General features: G+C 48.6%; 18 protein-coding genes. All 18 read left to right on the top strand.

Annotation, left to right across the window (positions count from 1 at the left end):
• The first annotated feature begins 96 nt into the window (after window positions 1-96).
• The 18 genes from ACFSVM_RS23265 to ACFSVM_RS23180 all read left to right on the top strand — a co-directional run bounded on the left by ACFSVM_RS23265 (window position 97) and on the right by ACFSVM_RS23180 (window position 18335).
• Window positions 97-1050, top strand: coding sequence for a nucleoside hydrolase (locus ACFSVM_RS23265; RefSeq protein WP_076314387.1), 954 nt, complete (start codon window positions 97-99; stop codon window positions 1048-1050).
• Between the two features lie 239 nt (window positions 1051-1289).
• Window positions 1290-2012: a hypothetical protein gene (locus tag ACFSVM_RS23260; RefSeq protein ID WP_076314388.1), complete on the top strand. Its 723-nt coding sequence runs from the start codon at window positions 1290-1292 to the stop codon at window positions 2010-2012.
• 294 nt (window positions 2013-2306) lie between these two features.
• Window positions 2307-2651, top strand: coding sequence for a DUF2294 domain-containing protein (locus ACFSVM_RS23255; RefSeq protein ID WP_076314389.1), 345 nt, complete (start codon window positions 2307-2309; stop codon window positions 2649-2651).
• A gap of 225 nt (window positions 2652-2876) precedes the next feature.
• Window positions 2877-3917 (top strand): ABC transporter substrate-binding protein, encoded by a 1041-nt coding sequence (locus ACFSVM_RS23250; RefSeq protein ID WP_076314390.1) that lies wholly within the window; start codon window positions 2877-2879, stop codon window positions 3915-3917.
• An 11-nt stretch (window positions 3918-3928) separates the two neighbouring features.
• Window positions 3929-4870 carry a nucleoside hydrolase gene (locus ACFSVM_RS23245; protein WP_379264860.1) on the top strand — a complete coding sequence of 314 codons (942 nt, stop codon included), beginning with the start codon at window positions 3929-3931 and terminating at the stop codon, window positions 4868-4870.
• Window positions 4871-5692 carry an ABC transporter permease gene (locus ACFSVM_RS23240; protein ID WP_076314392.1) on the top strand — a complete coding sequence of 274 codons (822 nt, stop codon included), beginning with the start codon at window positions 4871-4873 and terminating at the stop codon, window positions 5690-5692.
• Between the two features lie 5 nt (window positions 5693-5697).
• A complete protein-coding gene (locus ACFSVM_RS23235) occupies window positions 5698-6486 on the top strand; it encodes an ABC transporter permease (protein WP_076314393.1) in 789 nt (262 codons plus the stop codon).
• 21 nt (window positions 6487-6507) lie between these two features.
• Window positions 6508-7569 carry an ABC transporter ATP-binding protein gene (locus ACFSVM_RS23230; RefSeq protein ID WP_076314394.1) on the top strand — a complete coding sequence of 354 codons (1062 nt, stop codon included), beginning with the start codon at window positions 6508-6510 and terminating at the stop codon, window positions 7567-7569.
• A gap of 302 nt (window positions 7570-7871) precedes the next feature.
• Window positions 7872-8126, top strand: a complete 255-nt coding sequence (locus ACFSVM_RS23225) for a hypothetical protein (RefSeq protein WP_379264857.1) — start codon at window positions 7872-7874, stop codon at window positions 8124-8126.
• Between the two features lie 111 nt (window positions 8127-8237).
• Window positions 8238-9944: an adenine deaminase gene (locus ACFSVM_RS23220; RefSeq protein WP_379264855.1), complete on the top strand. Its 1707-nt coding sequence runs from the start codon at window positions 8238-8240 to the stop codon at window positions 9942-9944.
• A 274-nt stretch (window positions 9945-10218) separates the two neighbouring features.
• A complete protein-coding gene (locus tag ACFSVM_RS23215; RefSeq protein ID WP_379264854.1) occupies window positions 10219-10971 on the top strand; it encodes an HAD family hydrolase in 753 nt (250 codons plus the stop codon).
• A 388-nt stretch (window positions 10972-11359) separates the two neighbouring features.
• Complete coding sequence (locus ACFSVM_RS23210) at window positions 11360-11857, top strand: Dps family protein (protein WP_379264852.1); 498 nt, start codon at window positions 11360-11362, stop codon at window positions 11855-11857.
• A 173-nt stretch (window positions 11858-12030) separates the two neighbouring features.
• Window positions 12031-13197, top strand: coding sequence for a nitric oxide synthase oxygenase (locus tag ACFSVM_RS23205; protein WP_379264850.1), 1167 nt, complete (start codon window positions 12031-12033; stop codon window positions 13195-13197).
• Window positions 13198-13360: 163 nt separating this feature from the next.
• On the top strand, window positions 13361-14266 hold the full coding sequence (gene rocF / locus ACFSVM_RS23200) for an arginase (protein ID WP_379264848.1): 906 nt from the start codon (window positions 13361-13363) through the stop codon (window positions 14264-14266).
• Between the two features lie 264 nt (window positions 14267-14530).
• Window positions 14531-15667, top strand: coding sequence for an ABC transporter ATP-binding protein (locus ACFSVM_RS23195; protein ID WP_379264846.1), 1137 nt, complete (start codon window positions 14531-14533; stop codon window positions 15665-15667).
• Window positions 15657-16478, top strand: coding sequence for an ABC transporter permease (locus ACFSVM_RS23190; RefSeq protein WP_256209727.1), 822 nt, complete (start codon window positions 15657-15659; stop codon window positions 16476-16478). Before ACFSVM_RS23195 ends, ACFSVM_RS23190 begins: the two co-directional genes overlap by 11 nt.
• Window positions 16465-17268, top strand: a complete 804-nt coding sequence (locus ACFSVM_RS23185) for an ABC transporter permease (RefSeq protein ID WP_076314402.1) — start codon at window positions 16465-16467, stop codon at window positions 17266-17268. The genes ACFSVM_RS23190 and ACFSVM_RS23185 overlap by 14 nt, the downstream gene beginning before the upstream one ends.
• Complete coding sequence (locus ACFSVM_RS23180) at window positions 17265-18335, top strand: ABC transporter substrate-binding protein (protein ID WP_379264843.1); 1071 nt, start codon at window positions 17265-17267, stop codon at window positions 18333-18335. Before ACFSVM_RS23185 ends, ACFSVM_RS23180 begins: the two co-directional genes overlap by 4 nt.
• The last annotated feature ends 110 nt before the right edge of the window (window positions 18336-18445 follow it).

Genomic DNA, 18445 nt, shown 5'->3' with positions numbered 1-18445 from the left:
CTGAATGGTTGCAATTGCCTTAGGATAAGACTTAAGATGAATGAAGTTTAACCAGACATTTAAGCATCAGACTAGACAAGCAGGGGGATTTACAACATGACAAAGAAGGCAAAAGTATATCTTAACCATGACGGCGGTGTTGATGATCTTGTTTCACTATTTATGCTGCTGCAAATGGATAACGTAGAGGTAACGGGTGTATCTGTAATTCCCGCAGACGGTTATTTGGAACCGGCAACAGATGCAAGCCGCAAGATTATAGATCGATTCAGCACCTATCCGGTGGAAGTGGCAAAATCGAATTCACGGGGTAAGAATCCTTTTCCAAGCGACTGGAGAATTCACTCTTACTTCGTAGATGCACTTCCTATTCTGAACGAGTCAGGCACCATGGAGGCCCCGTTGTCGGAGCTGCCTGCACACAAACATATCATTGAGACACTGAACAATACAGAAGAGAAGACCGTGCTCCTCTTCACAGGTCCGCTAACAGATCTGTCACGTGCGCTTGAGGAGGCGCCGGAGATAGAAGAGAAGATTGAGCGTCTGGTCTGGATGGGCGGTACATTTGAGAACGGGAATGTTCAGGAGCCAGAGCATGATGGAACAGCGGAATGGAACGTGTACTGGGATCCGGAGGCCGCATACCAAATTTGGAAGACGGGCATTGAGATTGATCTTGTGGCACTTGAGAGCACAAATAAGGTTCCACTCACCCCTGCTGTGCGTAATCTGTGGGCAAAGGACCGTAATTACGAAGGTGTAGACTTCCTGGGTAACTGCTATGCCGGAGTGCCGCCGCTGGTATATAGCGAGACGAACTCCACCTATTATTTGTGGGATGTATTAACGACAGCGGCTGTGGGTAGAGAAGACCTGGTTACACGGAAAGTAGTTCATTGTTCTGTCATTCCAGAGGGTCCAAGTCAAGGACGTACCGTCATCGATCCGAACGGTAAGCCAGTAAATCTGGTATATGATACGAACCCGGATGCCTTCTTTGCCTATCTGGTAGAGCTTGCGAAGAAAGCAGCACCTAAGCGTTATTAATACCTGCTTTAGAGAATAAGAGTGCTGATGGTTCCCGAACTGGCTGTTCTTGGTCGGAATCATCAGCCCTTTTTTTTGTGCAAACCTAAGTCCTGGCCTCTCTATCATCTATGTTTTTACTCAAGGCACTGTTTTGGTAAAATGAAAGGATACGTCTTAAGCATCACAGCAGATTAAGCACGGAGCTGATGACGGGAAGTCACCTTCAGGTGTTGACGAGAAAGGATATTTTACGAAAAATGAATGATAAGCTAGTTATATGTATTCCAGGTCAGTGGAAGGATCGGGACAAGCTGAAGCGTTCGGTTCAGAAGAAGAGTCGGGGCGAGTATGTGCTGGCTGAAGATTTGCTGATGGATACGAAGCACAATCGTGCGTTTGAGGTTCGATTCCAGGAGCATGACGCCAAGCTGTCAGAAGCCTTCTATTATTCGGAACGAGGCATGATGAATGAGAAGGCATTGCATAAATTGGACAAGCATACCCATGTGCTGCATCTGATGAGCTATATGGGCAGCCTGGATGCTGTACAAAAAATCGTGCCGGCCGTGCAGCTTCTGTTGAAGAGCGGCGGGCTCGCGGTGAAGATTGAGAATTCAGGCAAAGCCTATACATCTGAGGAATGGGACAAGCTGACAAGTGAAGCTAGAGTCGACCAGCTGCTGCATACCTTTGTCAGCTATAGGCAGAATGAACAATACTACTATTCCTGCGGGATGCAGATGTTTGGCCTTCCCGAAGCAGCGATCAGCATAGATACGGATCCGGATGCCTCTATGCAGGTCATGTCTCAATTCTTGTATGGCCTGCTGACGCAGACGGAAGAAGAGAGCAGCGCAGGCAAAGAATTCAAGATTTATGGTAGAACGTATGCGAGCCAGTATGAACCCGAATGTTTTAATGAAGAAGAACCTTATTTGTACAACCCAAGTGGCATGTACGTACTTACTGAGGTCGGCTAAAGATTCAGGAATAAGTAAATGAAAACCTTCCATTAGAGGCACACTACATTTATGGGCACTAACGGGAGGTTTTCTTGGTCATAGCAAGAACCTTATAAAGTAGGCATGGGTAGCAGGAGTCCAGCGGTTCCGAATAAAATAAGCGAATGACCCTCGGCAATGTTCGTGTTTTAATAACCTTTTATGTAAAATATTCCTCATGTCTTGCTTGAATACGAATGATTATGTATAATCAAACCTGTGAGATGTCCGAATGTACGGTAGTATCTTTCGAATAGTAAAGGTGGTATCTGAATGCAGCTGGACACGAACGAGAACAAGAAGAAGATGTGCCAGATTTATAATGAAGTATCTAAGGAGCTATTCGGATTCGGCACGACCCTCCTGAAGGCTAGTGTTGACGATCGGATTGTTACCTTCTATGCGAAGCACCGCCGTTCACCTCGTTCGGCTGCTCTTGAAGGGGAAGCCCCTGAACTCAAGCAGGAAGTTGATTTTCGAATGTCTCTTCTATATAAGAAGATATTTCGGGACAAGCTTGAGGAGCAGATGAACCTTGAGATAGAAGCATTGCTGAGAGATTATGACGCTCCGACGCAGATTGCGATTACGACGCTGATCGTGCGCGAAGAGTCCTGACAATAGGGTGTGGATTGGGTCTACAACTCAATCAATTCCCATATATAACGGCAATCAACTTCGGATCAACTCTGGAGGAGAACCAGTGAATTTATAAGCGGGTGTCGCTATTTCTTTGTTTACGAAGAAAAGTGTTCTTGTACATTGACAAGGATGCTTTTCTTTTTTTTGTTTCATTTTGGGCCATATTACAAAAGACAAAAGATTCTGAGGGGGATATTTACAATGAAAAAGGTACTGACAGGAATTACGAGTGTTGCACTGGCTTCCATGCTGCTAGCAGGCTGCGGCGACGGCGGCGGAGCGGCAAAAGAAAAACTGGTCATATCGACTTGGGGCTTCTCGGAAGAATTCTTCAATGAGCAAGTATACGCTCCGTTTGAAGAAGAGCATAACGTTGATATTGTCGTTGAGGTCGGTAACAACGCAGAACGTCTGAATAAAATCCGTCAGGGGACTTCACAAGTCGATATCGTGTTCCTGTCTGACTATTATGCACAGCAAGGGATTGCAGAAGGATTGTTTGAAACGATCGACCGTGCGAACATCCCGAACATCGAACAAATCTATGATTCTGCCAAAGCACCACTGGGTGAAGATTACGGTCCAGCCTATACTGTTGGGCAGCTGGGCATTGCTTATAATCCGAACCTGATCAAGAACGAAGTGACATCCTGGAGTGATCTGTGGAGTGATGAATTCGCCGGAAATCTAACATTGCCGAACATCACAGCAACAGCAGGCCCTATGGTGCTTGATGCAGCATCCACCGTAGCTGGCAATACCGCATTCAATGAAGACGCTGCTTTTGCCGAGCTGACTAAGTTGAAGGATGGTGTGGTGAAGTTCTACAGCCAAACCTCAGAGTATGTGAACATGTTCGCTCAAGAGGAAATTGCGGGCGGACCGATCATGGAAATGTACTTCAAGGATATCCAGGCTGCTGTGCCTGAAGCGAAGTTCGTAACACCTAGTGAAGGCGCGTATGCCGTAATGAATACAGTAAATGTCGTAAAAGGATCGAAAAATAAAGAGCTTGCAGAAGAGTTCATTAACTGGCAGCTTAGCGAGGAAGTGCAAACCGCTTCTGCTAAAGCTAAGGTGGATTCCCCGGTTAACGTGAACGTGAAGCTGACAGAGGAAGAAGCAGAGGGCATCACTTACGGCGCAGACGTGGTAGATCAGTTGAAGCTTCTGGACATGGAGTTCGTTAACAACAATGCAGCTGTATGGACAGACCGCTGGAACCGTGAAATTGCTAACTAAGGAGGAGTCTTATGAATCCGATTCTGCTGGATGTAGACACAGGTATTGATGATGCACTCGCCATCATGCTGGCGGTTCAAACTCGCAAAGATGACATTGCGTGCATTACGACCGTATGCGGCAATGTGTCGCTGGATCAAGCTACAGAGAACACATGTAAAATACTTGAGTTCATGCAGGCCGATCAGATTCCTGTATATCGCGGCTCGGAGAGCCCCCTTATCCGCAAATCGCATTATGAGCACCGCGTGCACGGACAGGATGGTCTAGGCGGAGCACTCAAGGAGTTCACAGCCAAGAAGCAGGCAGACAGCGGATTTGCGCCAGACCGTATCATCGAGACGGTCATGGAGAGACCGGGGGAAGTGACGCTCATTATGACAGGGCCACTGACCAATCTCGCGCTTGCGCTGCTCAAGAAGCCGGATCTCGTCAAGCATGTCAAAGAAGTGATCTTCATGGGCGGCGTCGTGAAAGGGATGGGCAATGTTACGCCGGTTGCGGAGTACAACACGTATGCCGATCCCGAAGCGGCTCGTATCGTACTGCAAGCGGGGTTCCCTAAGCTCACTCAAGTAGGACTGGATGTGACGCGCCAGACGCTGCTGACGGAAGCTCATATTGAACGTCTCACCATTCCAGCGATCAAGGATTATGTCGCGCAGAGCACAGCGATTTACATCAAGCGCTATGAAGAAATGAATGGAGTGCGTGCTTGCGCTCTGCACGATCCGCTTGCAGTAGGAGTGGCGCTTAATCCAGATCTTGTAACAAGGAATGCGTATTATGTTGACGTAGAGACGGCGAGCCGCTTGTGCGACGGACAGATGGTCTGCGACTTCCAGAATCGACTGGGGCATGAAGCGAATGTACTGGTCTGTGAGGAAGTGAATCAGGCTGCTTTTCTGGAACAATTTATTGAAGCACTTAACAAACCCATTGGAGCCTCTTAAATGAAGAATAAATATGCTTATTACCTTCTCTTGCCGGGTTTCCTGTTTCTGACGCTGTTCATGGTGGTTCCGATCGTGCTGACGATCGGCTCTACCTTTGTGCAGGATGGGAGCCTGACACTTGTGGGGTACCAACACTTTTTACAAGACACTTATTTTCTGAAAATATTGTGGACTACGCTGCAGGTCAGTGTACTGACGACGGTGCTATGTATTTTGCTCGGATTTCCGACAGCCTACTATATTGCCAAGCGCAGTGCCCGTAAGAAAGCGATCCTGATTGCACTGGCGATCTTCCCGATGCTGACAAGCCCGGTCGTTCGTTCCTTCAGCTGGATGATCATTCTTGGCCGCAAGGGACTCGTCAACAACGCTTTGATGGGTATGGGTCTGATTAATGAGCCGCTCGACCTGCTCTATACACCGATCTCGATCACGATTGGTCTCTTGCATCTGTTCCTGCCGATTATGATTATTTCACTGGTGGGTGTGCTGGAGAATATCGATACCGATCTGATCAAGGCAGCGGAGAGCCTTGGAGCTTCCCGGTTTACAGCGTTCAGACGCATCGTGTTCCCGCTGGCAGTTCCGGGCCTTGTGCTGGGTTCGACGCTTGTGTTTGTCGGCAGCTTGACGGCCTATACGACACCTGCGCTGCTGGGAGGTAAAGAACGGGTCATATCCACGTTCCTGTATCAGAATGCAATGACGCTGAATGATTGGTTCCTCGCGTCGGTTATCGCAACGATTATGATCGTCATTACGTTTATTGTCGTCGGTCTGATGAACAAGGCGGCGAACAAATTAAATCCGAAGGGGTAAACAACATGCGGGAGAAAAATATCGGGCTCAGCCTGATCAGTCTTGTGGTCTTCATCTTTCTGCTGGGCCCGCTTCTGATTATCGCTGCCAGTTCATTTGAGCCGGGGACGGTGCTGAAATTTCCGCCGGAGGGCTTTTCCCTCAGGTGGTATCAAAATATTTTTGAGCAAGGAAGCTTTGTACGAACCTTCATGATTTCGGTTATCATTTCGCTGGCGGGCAATGTGCTCGCACTGCTTATCGGCGTACCGGCCGCTTATGCAATCAGCCGGTTTCGGTTTAAAGGCCGGGATGCGCTGAATGCCATCTTCCTATCGCCGGTGCTTATACCGGGAATTGTACTTGGTTTTACACTCATGCGTTATTTGATCGTCGTGTATCAGCTTCCGCTGTATGCGGGACTGCTGATTGGTCATACGGTGATCATGCTGCCGTTTATTATTCGGGTGATCGGCTCCAGTCTGTCGAACTTCGATTTTGCGATCGAAGAGGCGGCACTGAGCCTGGGTGCAGGACGGGTTGCGACCTTCTTCAAGGTCGTTCTGCCGAACATTAAATCCGGTATTATTGCCGCGATTCTGATCGCCTTTTTGGAATCATTCAATAACGTTGACATTTCCGTCTTTATGACCGGCCCAGGGGTAAGCACCCTGCCGATCCAGATGCTCACATATGTAGAGAATTATTTTGACCCGACGATCGCGGCGATATCCGTGCTGCTGATGGTTGTTACCGGCGCATTTATGTTCTTGATTGAACGGATGATGGGTCTGTCCTATTTCACGAAACGCTAATGACAGGAGGCACTTCAGATTATGGCATTGCTAACTTTAGACAAAGTCTCAGTGGCCTATGACAACAATTATATACTCAAGGATTTTGATCTGGCGCTTGAAAAAGGACAGCTCATCTCCCTGCTCGGCCCGAGCGGCTGCGGCAAAACGACAACACTGCGTCTGATCGCAGGCTTCTTGGAAGCCAAAGACGGCAAATTTACATTTGACGGTAAGGATTACACACGGGTGCCGGTGAATAAGCGTAACTTTGGCTTTGTGTTTCAGAGCTATGCACTGTTTCCGCATTTGTCGGTGTATGAGAACGTAGCATTTGGACTGAAAATGCGGAAGGTCAAGGATGACGAGATCAAGAAACGTGTGATGCGTATTCTTGAGGTGGTCAGCCTGGCGGGATTTGAAAAAAGACTGCCGCAGGAGCTGTCGGGCGGTCAGCGCCAGCGGGTGGCGATTGCCCGTGCGCTCGTGATCGAGCCGGATCTGCTCTTGTTCGATGAGCCGCTGAGTAACCTCGATGCGAATCTGCGGGTAAATATGCGTGTGGAGATCCGGCGTATTCAGCAGGAGCTGGGGATTACGACAGTATATGTATCGCATGACCAGGAGGAGTGCTTCTCGATCTCCGACCGGGTAGCAATTATGAATAAGGGGAATGTGGAGCAGCTGGAGCGTCCGGAGACGATCTTTAAATATCCAGCGACCGAGTTCGTTGCACGGTTCATCGGCTTCCATAACTTTGTCGAGTTTGATGAGCGGAGCGAGCAGGATGGAGTGATCGCCCTGCGTGTCGGCGCTCGTCAGTTTACCGCAACGAAGAACCCGGGCACACTTACGCCGGGAGCGCGCAAAGGCGCAATCCGTCCGGATGATCTGATCGTAACTGCGGCAGATGGGGGAGAATTGCCTGCGAATGCACTGCCGGGTGTGGTGAAGGTGAGCACGTACCTTGGACGCAGCTATCAGTATGTCGTGGAGACCGAGCTGGGCGACTTTACCGCGAACCAGGAGATGGAGAGCGCGTACCTGAGCGGCCAACGGGTGAATTTGATCTTCCCACCGGAGAAGCTTGTGCTAGTGCAGTAATATTTTGAGTTTGGTTTAGCCTATTTTTATCTTTTGTTTTTGTCTCTTGTCTCTTGCCTTTCGTCTTTGTGTCAGTCGCATGACGAAGGAATGCCGCTGACACGCCGGAGGAAGCGGAGCCCGAAGGCACTCTGTTCTTGCACTTTTGGGACAGTCGAGCGAAGCTTCGCTGGCCCTCGCCGGAGCGGACGAAGTGCGGAGGCAAAAGAGATCTTTCCCGCGCTTGGGGGACAGAGAGCGAAGCTTCCTGGCCCTCGCCGGAGCGGACGAAGTGCGGAGGCAAAAGAGATCTTTAGCGCACTTTGGGACAGTCGAGCGAAGCTTCGCTGGCCCTCGCCGGAGCGGACGAAGTGCGGAGGCAAAAGAGATCTTCCCGCGCTTGGGGGACAGAGAGCGAAGCTTCACTGGCCCCCCGCCGAGCAGACGAAGTGCGAAGGCTAAGCGCCTCTACGCATAAGAGCCATGCGGCCAAGCAGCCTGACGGAAATATTCGTCAGGCAAGCTCGCATCGCGGCTCCACGCTCCATCGTAACCATAGCAAGTTTGAACTAAACTAACGAACCGCCAATTCCGGGTGTCCCAAAGGGAGGTCCCTTTGGGGTCCTCCCTGTCAGGGAGGGTTTGGGAGGGTGACCTTCCGGAGGGTGATTGTAAAAGGGGTTCCTGACGTGAGAATAGATCAATTAATCTTGAATGTAAAAATTTACAATAGTTACTATAAAGTGTTTGAAGAGGGCAGTGTGGCTGTATGCGACGGACGGTTCTTATATATCGGACCGCGCGGGGAAAAAATGTTCACAGCTAGCGAAATTGTGGATGGCCGCGGCCATTATATGATTCCTGGACTGATTGATATCCATCTTCACATCGAGAGCACGATGGTGACACCAGCGACGTTCTCCTACGGACTGCTGCGCTGCGGGGTCACGACGATTGTACCTGAGCCGCATGAGATGGCAAATGTATTCGGCATTGAGGGTGTGCAGGAGATGATGGAAGCGAGCAAGGAATGCGCGGTCGATATGTTCTATGCGATTCCGAGCTCGGTTCCGGCTACACCGATGGAAACAACAGGCGGCAGCATTGAGATCGAGGACATGGACAAGCTGATGGCAACAGGCGAGATTATTTGCCTTGGCGAAATCATGAACTATGTTGATGTCATTAACAAGCCGGACAGCAAGACAAACCGTATTCTGAAGCATATGAAGAAGAACTATCCCAAGCTCGTCATCGAAGGCCATACACCGAAGCTGATGGGACTTGATCTGCATCGTATGATCTATGCGGGTGTAGATTCTGACCATACACACCAGAGTATTGAAGGGATGAAAGCCCGTATTGCCGCAGGGATGTTCATTGAGCTGCAAGAGAAGTCGATGACCCAGGAAGTGATGGATTATGTAATTCATCATCCGGTATCCTCTCATTTCTGCTTTGTCACAGATGATGTGATGCCAGATTCCTTCGTGGAAAAAGGACATCTCGATCATATCGTGCGCAAGGCGATTCGGATGGGGATGAAGCCGGAGGATGCCATTTTTGCGGCGACCTATACGCCTGCGAAGCGGATGAAGATGGATGATCGGGGGAGTATCTCACCAGGCAAGATTGCCGATTTTATCCTTGTATCTGATCTGTATCAGTTTGATGTGAGGCAGGTATACAAAAGCGGCAAGAAAGTATTCGATCTGTACGAGAATGATGTGCAGAAGAGTGAGACCGGGGCGTTCCCTGCTCATTTTTACAGCAGTGTGAAGCTTGCGCCTCTAAGCCTGGAAGACCTGACAGTGAAGGTGGATGTACCGGATGGTCCTCATCAAGCACGGGCCATGATGGTTAAGAATGGTTCGACCTTCACTCAGGAAGCGCATGTCGATGTGACTGTTCAAGACGGCGTGCTGCAGTGGGAAGATACAGGCTATGGTCTGATTGCTACGTTCGAGCGCTACGAGAAGAACGGAAATCATGCATTTGGACTCATTGGAGGCGATACGATCAAGCGCGGAGCCATCGCGACGACGTATTCCCATGACAATCACAATCTGCTGATCGTCGGAGCCAATCCAGAGGACATGCTGCTCGCAGCGAACACGGTAATCGATAGCCAAGGCGGCTTCTGTGTGGTAGAGAATGGAGAAATCCTGTCTCATGTGGAGCTTCCGGTAGGTGGAATCCTGACGGAGGAGCCGCTTCATATTGTGGCACATCAGGTGAAGGAGCTGCGTGAAGCGATGCTGTCGCTCGGGTATGTGCACTATAATCCGATTATGTCGCTCAGCACGCATTCACTCGCCGTCAGCCCAGCGTTAAAAATTACGGATCACGGACTAATTGATGTAAACGAGGGTAAGATTGTTTCTTTGATCGTTTAAGCGCTGATCGGATTAGTCGTTAGCATTGTCGTTGCTATAGTGAACCGAGACAAAAAGAAATAGACCGCCCTTTGTGAGAGAGGATCACGGTCTATTCTTGAACTTGCGCCCACTGCCGACCGCTCTTACAGCGGTATGTTGTGCAGGGAGTCGTGTGTAGGAGCACGGCTCCCTTTTTCTATTCTTATCTTAACTTAATTTAGACTTCAACAAACAAAATCACCTCTGTTAAGATAAACTAGTAAAAAATATGGATCTGGAGGGACAAGCTCAGATGGAACACATCTGCACCGCAGCAGAAGCAAGCCCAGCAGCCAAAGCTGTATTTTTTGATGTGGATGATACTTTGTATGATCATCTTACTCCACTGCGAGAGGCTTTAATACAGAGGCTTCATTTGCCGGAGACACTGCCGTACGAGGAGATCTACCACCGATTCAGGTACTACAGCGACCTGTTATCGGCGGAAAAGAACCTATCCGCCGTCCCTACGCCAGAGGATATGGCAGACATGCGCAGACGCCGGTTTATGCTCGCCCTGGCCGAATTTGGAGAATTCATCAACGAGGAGCAGGCAGAGGCAGCGCAAGCGGCGTATCTCGATATGCAGTTTCAGATTAAGCCATTTCCGGAAGCTGTTAAGCTGATTCAGCAATTAAAGAACCATGGAATTCGGGTGGGTCTAATTACGAATGGGCCAGAAGAGCATCAGCTGGCGAAGATCAAGGCACTTCAAATGGAAAGGTATGTGGATCAGCAGCTGTTCTTCGTCTCAGGCGGAGTAGGGTATGCGAAGCCGGATGCGCGGCTGTTCCAGCATGTGAACAACGTTACAGGAACGTTGCCCGAGAACTGTTATTATGTAGGCGATTCATGGAGAAATGACGTCGTCGGTGCGATTGCTGCAGGCTGGACGGTACTATGGTTCAATCACCGGAGAGCAGAACCCGAGTCAGAGCATAAGCCGCACTTTATTGCTGATAACTATGAGCAGCTCGGAAATATGCTGAAGAAACAGCTGTACTAATAGAATGAAACTGAAATGGCAGATATGTATAAACATCGGGGCTTTCGCTAAAGAGTAGAGCGGGAGCGTCCGATGTTTTTAGTATAGCGGCAGCGCAACAAGAAAAAAAATTCTAAAATTACACGAATCAATTTCATATATCATTAAAAAAGGTAGAATTGAAACTATATATACTCTTGATTGAAGCAGCCAAGGTTATTATGAAATTGATTTACATAAATTATTTTCAATAAACACTTCCTTTTTCTAGAGAACATGTTATAATGATATCAGGATTTAGATTAAGTCTAAATTGAAATATAAAGTGATCACGAACATCGCAATAAAAAATTAGCAATGAAATAACTTACTTAGTAAATTAAATTCTAATTTAAAGGAGATAACGAATATGACAACAACTCAAACAAACCAAGCGAACCAAGCGAACCAAGCGAACCAAGTGAAAGATGAGCAATTTCTGCACAGCTCCCTGAACCGCCAAATTGCTGGCTGGTCCGTGCTCTATACGAAGCTTCACAATTTCCACTGGTATGTCAAAGGACCTCATTTCTTCAAACTGCATGAGAAATTCGAAGAGTTCTATAACGAAGCAGCAGAGAACCTTGATGTTGTAGCTGAGAGACTGCTGGCCATTGGCGGACGTCCAGCAGCTACGATCTCTGAGCACTTGAGCCTTTCTCCTGTTGAAGAAGCAGCACAAGGCTTGAGCGCGGAACAAATGGTTCAAGCGATCGTAGAAGACTATACTACAATGGTCGAAGCCATGGCAGAAGCGCAGGAAGCAGCGGAGAATCTTGATGACCAAGTGACCGCAGATATGCTGATCGGCATGCAGGCATCCCTGCAAAAGCAAGTTTGGATGCTGAACGCTTTCTTGGGTAAATAAGCAGGATCCTGCTCAATAAATAGACACATGAAAGTGTCCAACTGATGAACTTCCTCTTGCTCTTGTAGTTTCATGGATACCAGATGGGTATAATGGAACTAATTCAAAAGTCACGCTTGCCATTGAAGTGTTAGATGGTAAGATGACGGTAGAACGAGAGGTCGGCAGGTCGGATGACGAACAAGACTGCACTTATTAAAGAAGCGGAAGCTTTTATATATACAAGCTATGAAGAGCTGGGTCTGAGCCGTGATACGGCAGAGACCCGGCTTATTCGTATTCGAGAGGATATCGAAATAACAGGCACCTATAAGCATACGACACAGGAGCTGGAGTATGGAATCAAGCTGGCTTGGCGCAACAGCAACCGCTGTATTGGTCGGCTGTTCTGGGAGTCGCTTCGCCTTGTGGATGCACGTGATGCCACCACGGCCGAAGAAGTGGCTGAGCTGTTATTTTCCCACATCCGACAGGCAACAAACGGAGGCAAGGTGATTCCTATGCTCACCGCCTTCAAGCCGATGAATGCAGCTGGGGAGGCTCCGATTAGAATATGGAATCACCAGCTTATTCGATATGCTGGCTACGAGACAGAGCAAGGTATAATCGGCGATCCTGCTTCGGTGCAGCTGACCCAAGAGGCGCAGCGTCTCGGCTGGGAAGGAGAAGGAACTGCCCATGATGTGCTCCCGCTGATCATCGAGATCCATGGTGAGATGCCGAAGCTCTTCCCGATTCCGAAGGAGCTGGTGCTGGAAGTGCCGATCAGTCATCCGGAATATTCTGCGATCGCAGAACTCGGCATGAAATGGTATGCGGTTCCCATGATTTCGGATATGCGGCTGGAGATAGGAGGCATTCATTACCCGGCAGCTCCGTTTAACGGCTGGTATATGGGAACAGAGATCGGTGCACGAAATCTGGCAGATACGTTCCGTTATGACATGCTGCCACAGGTAGCGAAGCTAATGGGGCTGGATACCTCCTCTGAACGAACACTCTGGAGGGACAAGGCTCTTGTCGAGCTGAATCTGGCGGTGCTGTATTCGTATAGAGAAGCTGGAGTCAGCATAGTAGATCATCATACGGCAGCGAATCAATTTGCGAGGTTTGAAGAACGGGAAGCAAATGCAGGACGGCATGTTACAGGTGACTGGATCTGGCTTATCCCGCCAGTCTCGCCAGCGACAACGCATATCTTCCATAAATCCTATGACAACACGACGCTTAAGCCGAATTTCTTCTATCAACAGGCCCCTTATCCTGCAGATCGGGAAGTGGCAGACGATACAACACAACGGCAAGAGACTGTTTCTTCAGTAAAATGCCCTTTTCACTAGAACGGGCTCATTCTCATCATTCATTTGAACCGTCAGGTTTATTCCTGGCGGTTTTTTGTGTGCTCATCGTAGGGTGCGAAGGAAGCATGTCATTCATCGGCCTGTTTCGGAATAGATATAGTGGTAAGCTCTCGAATCACCTTACACGAGGGAGGGGCAAGGAATGGACAAAAGCCAGCTGATTTCTCTGATTAAAGTGCCCTTTGGTTACGGTGCGGGCCGAATGGGCAGTGAGCTAGGCCCTGAGCGTCTTCTGCGATGGGGTCTGATAGAGCAATGGAAGGAGCTTGGGTATGTGCTTGATGAGCCTTCCCGTATTTTATTAAAGGATCAATGGAGCGATAAGGCAGTGAGTGTACCTTTGAAAAATGCTTCTAAGGTGTTGTCCATATGTACGGCATTAGCCAGTGAGGTTAAATTGAAAAGAGACGAAGGACATTTTCCATTCATTCTCGGCGGGGATCACAGTATTGCAATGGGCTCACTTGCCGGGCTGACGGCGGATGGAGGGAGTCTCGGTGTCATCTGGATGGATGCCCATTCTGATCTCAACACGGAGGAGACGACGCCATCAAGGAATATGCATGGCATACCCTTAGCTGTCGGATTGGGCAGGGCTGCGCTGAGGCTGTCTCACATCTATGATGGCGCCGCAGACATTGATCCTTCCAAGACGGTGCTGATCGCGGCCAGAGAGCTGGATCCCGGTGAGAAGGAGCTGATTAAGGAGCTGGGAATTCATTGCTATACAATGCATGAGATTGATAAGCTCGGCATACAGAAGGTGATCGATGAGGCAGTGGATATCACTAGCAGCGGAACTGATGGTGTCCACCTCAGCTTCGACATCGACAGCATAGACCCGACAGAGGCACCGGGAACAGGTACGCCGGTCCAAGGCGGATTATCTTATAGAGAGAGTCATTTTGCCATGGAGCTGCTGTATGAAGCCGGGATCATTACTTCCTGCGATTTTGTAGAGGTGAATCCACGGCTGGATCGGAATAATCGGACCTCGAAGCTGGCGGTGGATCTGATCGGTTCGTTATTTGGTAAACGGATCTTGTAACCATTAATAACATTCAATTTCACGCCTGTGTCTTGTACTTGGGTTAGAGCATGTTAGAGCATCTCGTGGAGATTTAAGTCCATGGAGGTGCTTTTTTCTGCTTTTTTCTGAAAAATTTTCACGATTGGTCAAAAAAAGAGGTTGCGCATTGGGGTGGATTATATATAATGGTTTCGATGTGTGCCCGAACGGATATAATGACATATGCAAAATGAACTCGAAGGCGCAAGGCACATCCCCTCAAAAAAGGAGGTTTTTTATTACATGACAAATCAGGAGTCTATCATCCGGTTTGAGAACGTCACAAAACAATATGATAGCGACGATCCGATCCTTAAATCGGTCAGCTTTGAAATTGAGAGAGGTAAATTCTACACCCTGCTTGGACCCTCTGGCTGCGGAAAGACGACGATTCTTCGTCTCATTGCCGGATTTACCGAGCCGTCGGAAGGAAATATTTATTTTAACGGCAGCATTATTAACCGGGTCCCGGCGCATGAACGTCAGGTTAACACGGTGTTTCAGGATTACGCACTTTTCCCTCATCTGAATGTGTATGAGAACGTAGCGTTCGGTCTTCGAATCAAGAAGATGAAAAATGCTCAGATCAAGGAGAAGGTCAGCGAAGCGCTTCGCTTCGTCAACCTTGCAGGCTACGAGAACCGGGAAATTACAGAAATGTCCGGCGGTCAGCGGCAGCGTGTGGCGATTGCCCGTGCCATTGTCAATCAGCCGGAGATCATCCTCTTGGACGAGCCGTTGTCAGCGCTTGATCTGAAGCTTCGTACCGAGATGCAGTATGAGCTGCGTGAGCTGCAGCAGCGGCTGGGCATTACCTTTATTTTTGTTACGCATGATCAGGAAGAAGCACTTGCCATGTCCGATGAGATCTTCGTTCTGAACGAAGGTGTCATTCAGCAGAGCGGTACACCGATCGATATTTATGATGAGCCGATTAACCGATTTGTCGCTGATTTCATTGGAGAGTCCAACATTGTGGCTGGAAAGATGAAGGAGGACTATCGGGTCGAGTTTGCAGGCAAGATATTTGAATGTGTGGACAAAGGACTTAAGAAGGACGAGCCGATTGAGATCGTCATTCGTCCAGAGGATCTCGAGATTACGACGGCCGACCATGGTAAGCTCCAGGTACGCGTAGATTCTCAGCTGTTCCGCGGAGTCCACTATGAAATTTCCAGCTATGATGATGCAGGGAACGAATGGCTCGTGCACTCTACGAAGCGCGCTGTTGTTGGAGAGACCATCGGGCTCTATTTCGACCCGGAGGCAATCCACGTCATGCGTTTTGGCGAGACAGAGGAGGAATTCGACAAGCGTCTTGAATCCTATGGCGATCTGTCCGAAGGAATTCAAGGACAAGGAGTAAGCCATGAATCGTAGCATGGGAACCCGCAACTTCTACCTGATCCCTTATATGCTATGGATCGTGCTGTTCGTCGTTGCCCCGATTTTGCTGATCCTGTACTACTCCTTCTTTAATGTTGAAGGACAGTTCACATTTGAGAATTATGCCAAGTTTTTTACACCGGTTTATTTAAAAATGACACTGAGCTCGTTCTGGTATGCGCTGCTCATTACGATCTTCTCGCTACTGATTGCTTATCCGACCGCCTATCTGCTGACTCGGACGAAGCATAAGCAGCTGTGGCTTCTGCTGGTCATTCTGCCGAGCTGGATCAACCTGCTGCTGAAGGCGTATGCGTTCATCGGGCTGTTTGGAACGTATGGGTTCACCAATGCGCTGCTTGAGACGATTGGAATTGGAACACAGCAAATTCTGTTTACGGATTTCAGCTTTATTTTTGTCTCGGTATATATCTTTATTCCATTTATGATTCTGCCGATCTTTAACGCAATAGAGGAGCTTAATCCATCTCTCATCTACGCAGCAAGAGATCTGGGGGCATCGCCTTTTACCACGTTCCGGCGGGTGATCTTTCCGCTGACCTTAAGTGGTGTGAAGGCTGGTATACAGGCTGTCTTTATTCCCGCGTTATCACTGTTCATGATTACAAGACTGATTGCAGGTAACCGTGTGATCACGCTGGGTACAGCCATCGAACAGCATTTTCTCGTGACACAGGACTGGGGAATGGGAGCCACCATTGCCGTCTTCCTGATCATTATTATGATCGCAATTATGTTCATCAGCGGTCAAGGAAAGCGGGGTGTGCCTCATGGGAAGAAATAGTAAGCTCTCTAATCTGTATCTGTTTATTATCTTCGCCATACTGTACCTGCCGATCTTCTATCTGATCTTCTACTCCTTCAACAGTGGTGGAACGATGCAGAACTTTGAAGGCTTCACACTCGAATGGTATGAAGAAGTGTTTGCAGACACAAGGCTGCTGATTATTGTACTGAATACGTTTGTCATCGCCCTGCTATCCGCGGTAGTATCCACCATATTAGGGATTGCCGGCGCACTTGCGATTTATCAGGTTCGGCGCAAGCGCAGCAAGAATACCTTGCTCTCACTTAATAACGTGCTTATCGTGAGCCCGGATGTTATTATCGGTGCCTCCTTCCTGATCTTCTTTACAATGCTGGGCATTCAGCTCGGGTTCAGCTCAGTGTTGCTGTCCCACATTGCGTTCAGCGTGCCAATTGTTGTCTTGATGGTGCTTCCTAAGCTGCAGGAGATGAGCCCAACGCTAATTGACGCAGCGAGAGATTTAGGTGCCTCTGGCTGGCATGTACTGACAAGAGTCATTCTGCCGTTTGTTAAACCGGGGATTTTTGCCGGATTCTTTATGGCTTTGACTTACTCACTGGATGACTTCGCTGTGACGTTCTTTGTTACAGGCAATGGCTTCTCAACACTCTCAGTTGAGATCTACTCACGTGCAAGGCAGGGGGTATCGCTCTCCATCAATGCATTGTCGACACTGTTATTCCTGCTTACCATTGTGCTTGTTATTGGCTATTACTTCATTAACACCCGGCAGGCCAAGCTTCAAGGAAAGGGGCTGAGACCATGAAGCAGCTGGTACAGACGTTCAGTGTGGTGCTGATCGTTGCGTTTCTGCTGATGTACCTTACATCGGTTCTCAACTCCAGTGAAGGCTACTCCGGCGGCAATACCCTTACGATCTATAACTGGGGCGATTACATCGATCCTGAGCTGATTACGGAGTTTGAAGAAGAGAGCGGACTTAAGGTCATCTATCAAACGTTTGATTCCAATGAGGCGATGATGACGAAGATTCAGCAGGGAGGTACGACGTATGATATCGCGATACCCTCTGAATATGCCATCAGCAAAATGAAGGAAGATGATCTTCTGCTTCCGCTGGATCATTCTCAAATACCGAATCTGAAGTATATCGATGAACGATTTATGGATTTGTCCTTTGATCCCGGGAATGAATACTCTATTCCTTATTTCTGGGGGACGGTGGGCGTTGTGTTCAATCCGGAGCTGACAGATCTCACCTTCAAGAGCTGGGACGATCTATGGGATCCGAGTCTGAGGAATCAGATCCTGCTTCTGGATGGGGCAAGAGAGGTCATCGGGATGGGGCTCAACAGCTTGCATTATTCACTGAATGATACCAATGAAGACCATCTGCAGGAAGCACTCGCGAAGCTGTCCACCCTTACTCCCAACGTCAAGGCTATCGTAGGGGATGAGATCAAGATGCTCATCGCCGGCGAGGAGGCCGCGGTGGGTCTCGTCTGGTCCGGTGACGCATCCGAAATCATGAGCGAGAATGAGAAGCTCGACTATGTTGTTCCGGAAGAAGGGTCCAACCTGTGGTTTGATAACATGGTGATCCCGAAGACAGCGAGCAACATAGAGGGAGCACATCAGTTTATCAACTTCATTCTGGATCCCGAGAATGGGGCAAGAAATGCAGAGTACGTCGGTTATTCTACGCCAAATGCGGCAGCGCTTGAGCTGCTGCCTGAGGATATTTCTGGAGATGAGCGATTCTACCCAGATGAAGAGCTTACCGGGAAGCTGGAGGTCTACGATAACCTGGGCAGACGGATGCTGTCCCATTACAATGATTTATTCCTGGAGTTCAAAATGCATCCGAAATAAGCTTAAATACGAAGACCTGTTATCCACATGTGGATAACAGGTCTTTTTCTCTCTTTAACAACTGAATAATTATGCATTTATTGTATATGGCAAATTTAAGCTGCTATTTT

This window comes from Paenibacillus shunpengii (genome assembly GCF_042684905.1).
Lineage (GTDB): Bacteria > Bacillota > Bacilli > Paenibacillales > Paenibacillaceae > Paenibacillus > Paenibacillus shunpengii.
This window is presented reverse-complemented; position numbering and strand designations above follow the sequence as displayed.

Bases quoted from the DNA above. Each gene is read 5' to 3' on its own strand.
- ACFSVM_RS23265 (WP_076314387.1), top strand. From the start codon at position 97: ATGACAAAGAAGGCAAAAGTATATCTTAACCATGACGGCGGTGTTGAT.
- ACFSVM_RS23260 (WP_076314388.1), top strand. From the start codon at position 1,290: ATGAATGATAAGCTAGTTATATGTATTCCAGGTCAGTGGAAGGATCGG.
- ACFSVM_RS23255 (WP_076314389.1), top strand. From the start codon at position 2,307: ATGCAGCTGGACACGAACGAGAACAAGAAGAAGATGTGCCAGATTTAT.
- ACFSVM_RS23250 (WP_076314390.1), top strand. From the start codon at position 2,877: ATGAAAAAGGTACTGACAGGAATTACGAGTGTTGCACTGGCTTCCATG.
- ACFSVM_RS23245 (WP_379264860.1), top strand. From the start codon at position 3,929: ATGAATCCGATTCTGCTGGATGTAGACACAGGTATTGATGATGCACTC.
- ACFSVM_RS23240 (WP_076314392.1), top strand. From the start codon at position 4,871: ATGAAGAATAAATATGCTTATTACCTTCTCTTGCCGGGTTTCCTGTTT.
- ACFSVM_RS23235 (WP_076314393.1), top strand. From the start codon at position 5,698: ATGCGGGAGAAAAATATCGGGCTCAGCCTGATCAGTCTTGTGGTCTTC.
- ACFSVM_RS23230 (WP_076314394.1), top strand. From the start codon at position 6,508: ATGGCATTGCTAACTTTAGACAAAGTCTCAGTGGCCTATGACAACAAT.
- ACFSVM_RS23215 (WP_379264854.1), top strand. From the start codon at position 10,219: ATGGAACACATCTGCACCGCAGCAGAAGCAAGCCCAGCAGCCAAAGCT.
- ACFSVM_RS23210 (WP_379264852.1), top strand. From the start codon at position 11,360: ATGACAACAACTCAAACAAACCAAGCGAACCAAGCGAACCAAGCGAAC.
- ACFSVM_RS23205 (WP_379264850.1), top strand. From the start codon at position 12,031: ATGACGAACAAGACTGCACTTATTAAAGAAGCGGAAGCTTTTATATAT.
- rocF (WP_379264848.1), top strand. From the start codon at position 13,361: ATGGACAAAAGCCAGCTGATTTCTCTGATTAAAGTGCCCTTTGGTTAC.
- ACFSVM_RS23195 (WP_379264846.1), top strand. From the start codon at position 14,531: ATGACAAATCAGGAGTCTATCATCCGGTTTGAGAACGTCACAAAACAA.
- ACFSVM_RS23190 (WP_256209727.1), top strand. From the start codon at position 15,657: ATGAATCGTAGCATGGGAACCCGCAACTTCTACCTGATCCCTTATATG.
- ACFSVM_RS23185 (WP_076314402.1), top strand. From the start codon at position 16,465: ATGGGAAGAAATAGTAAGCTCTCTAATCTGTATCTGTTTATTATCTTC.
- ACFSVM_RS23180 (WP_379264843.1), top strand. From the start codon at position 17,265: ATGAAGCAGCTGGTACAGACGTTCAGTGTGGTGCTGATCGTTGCGTTT.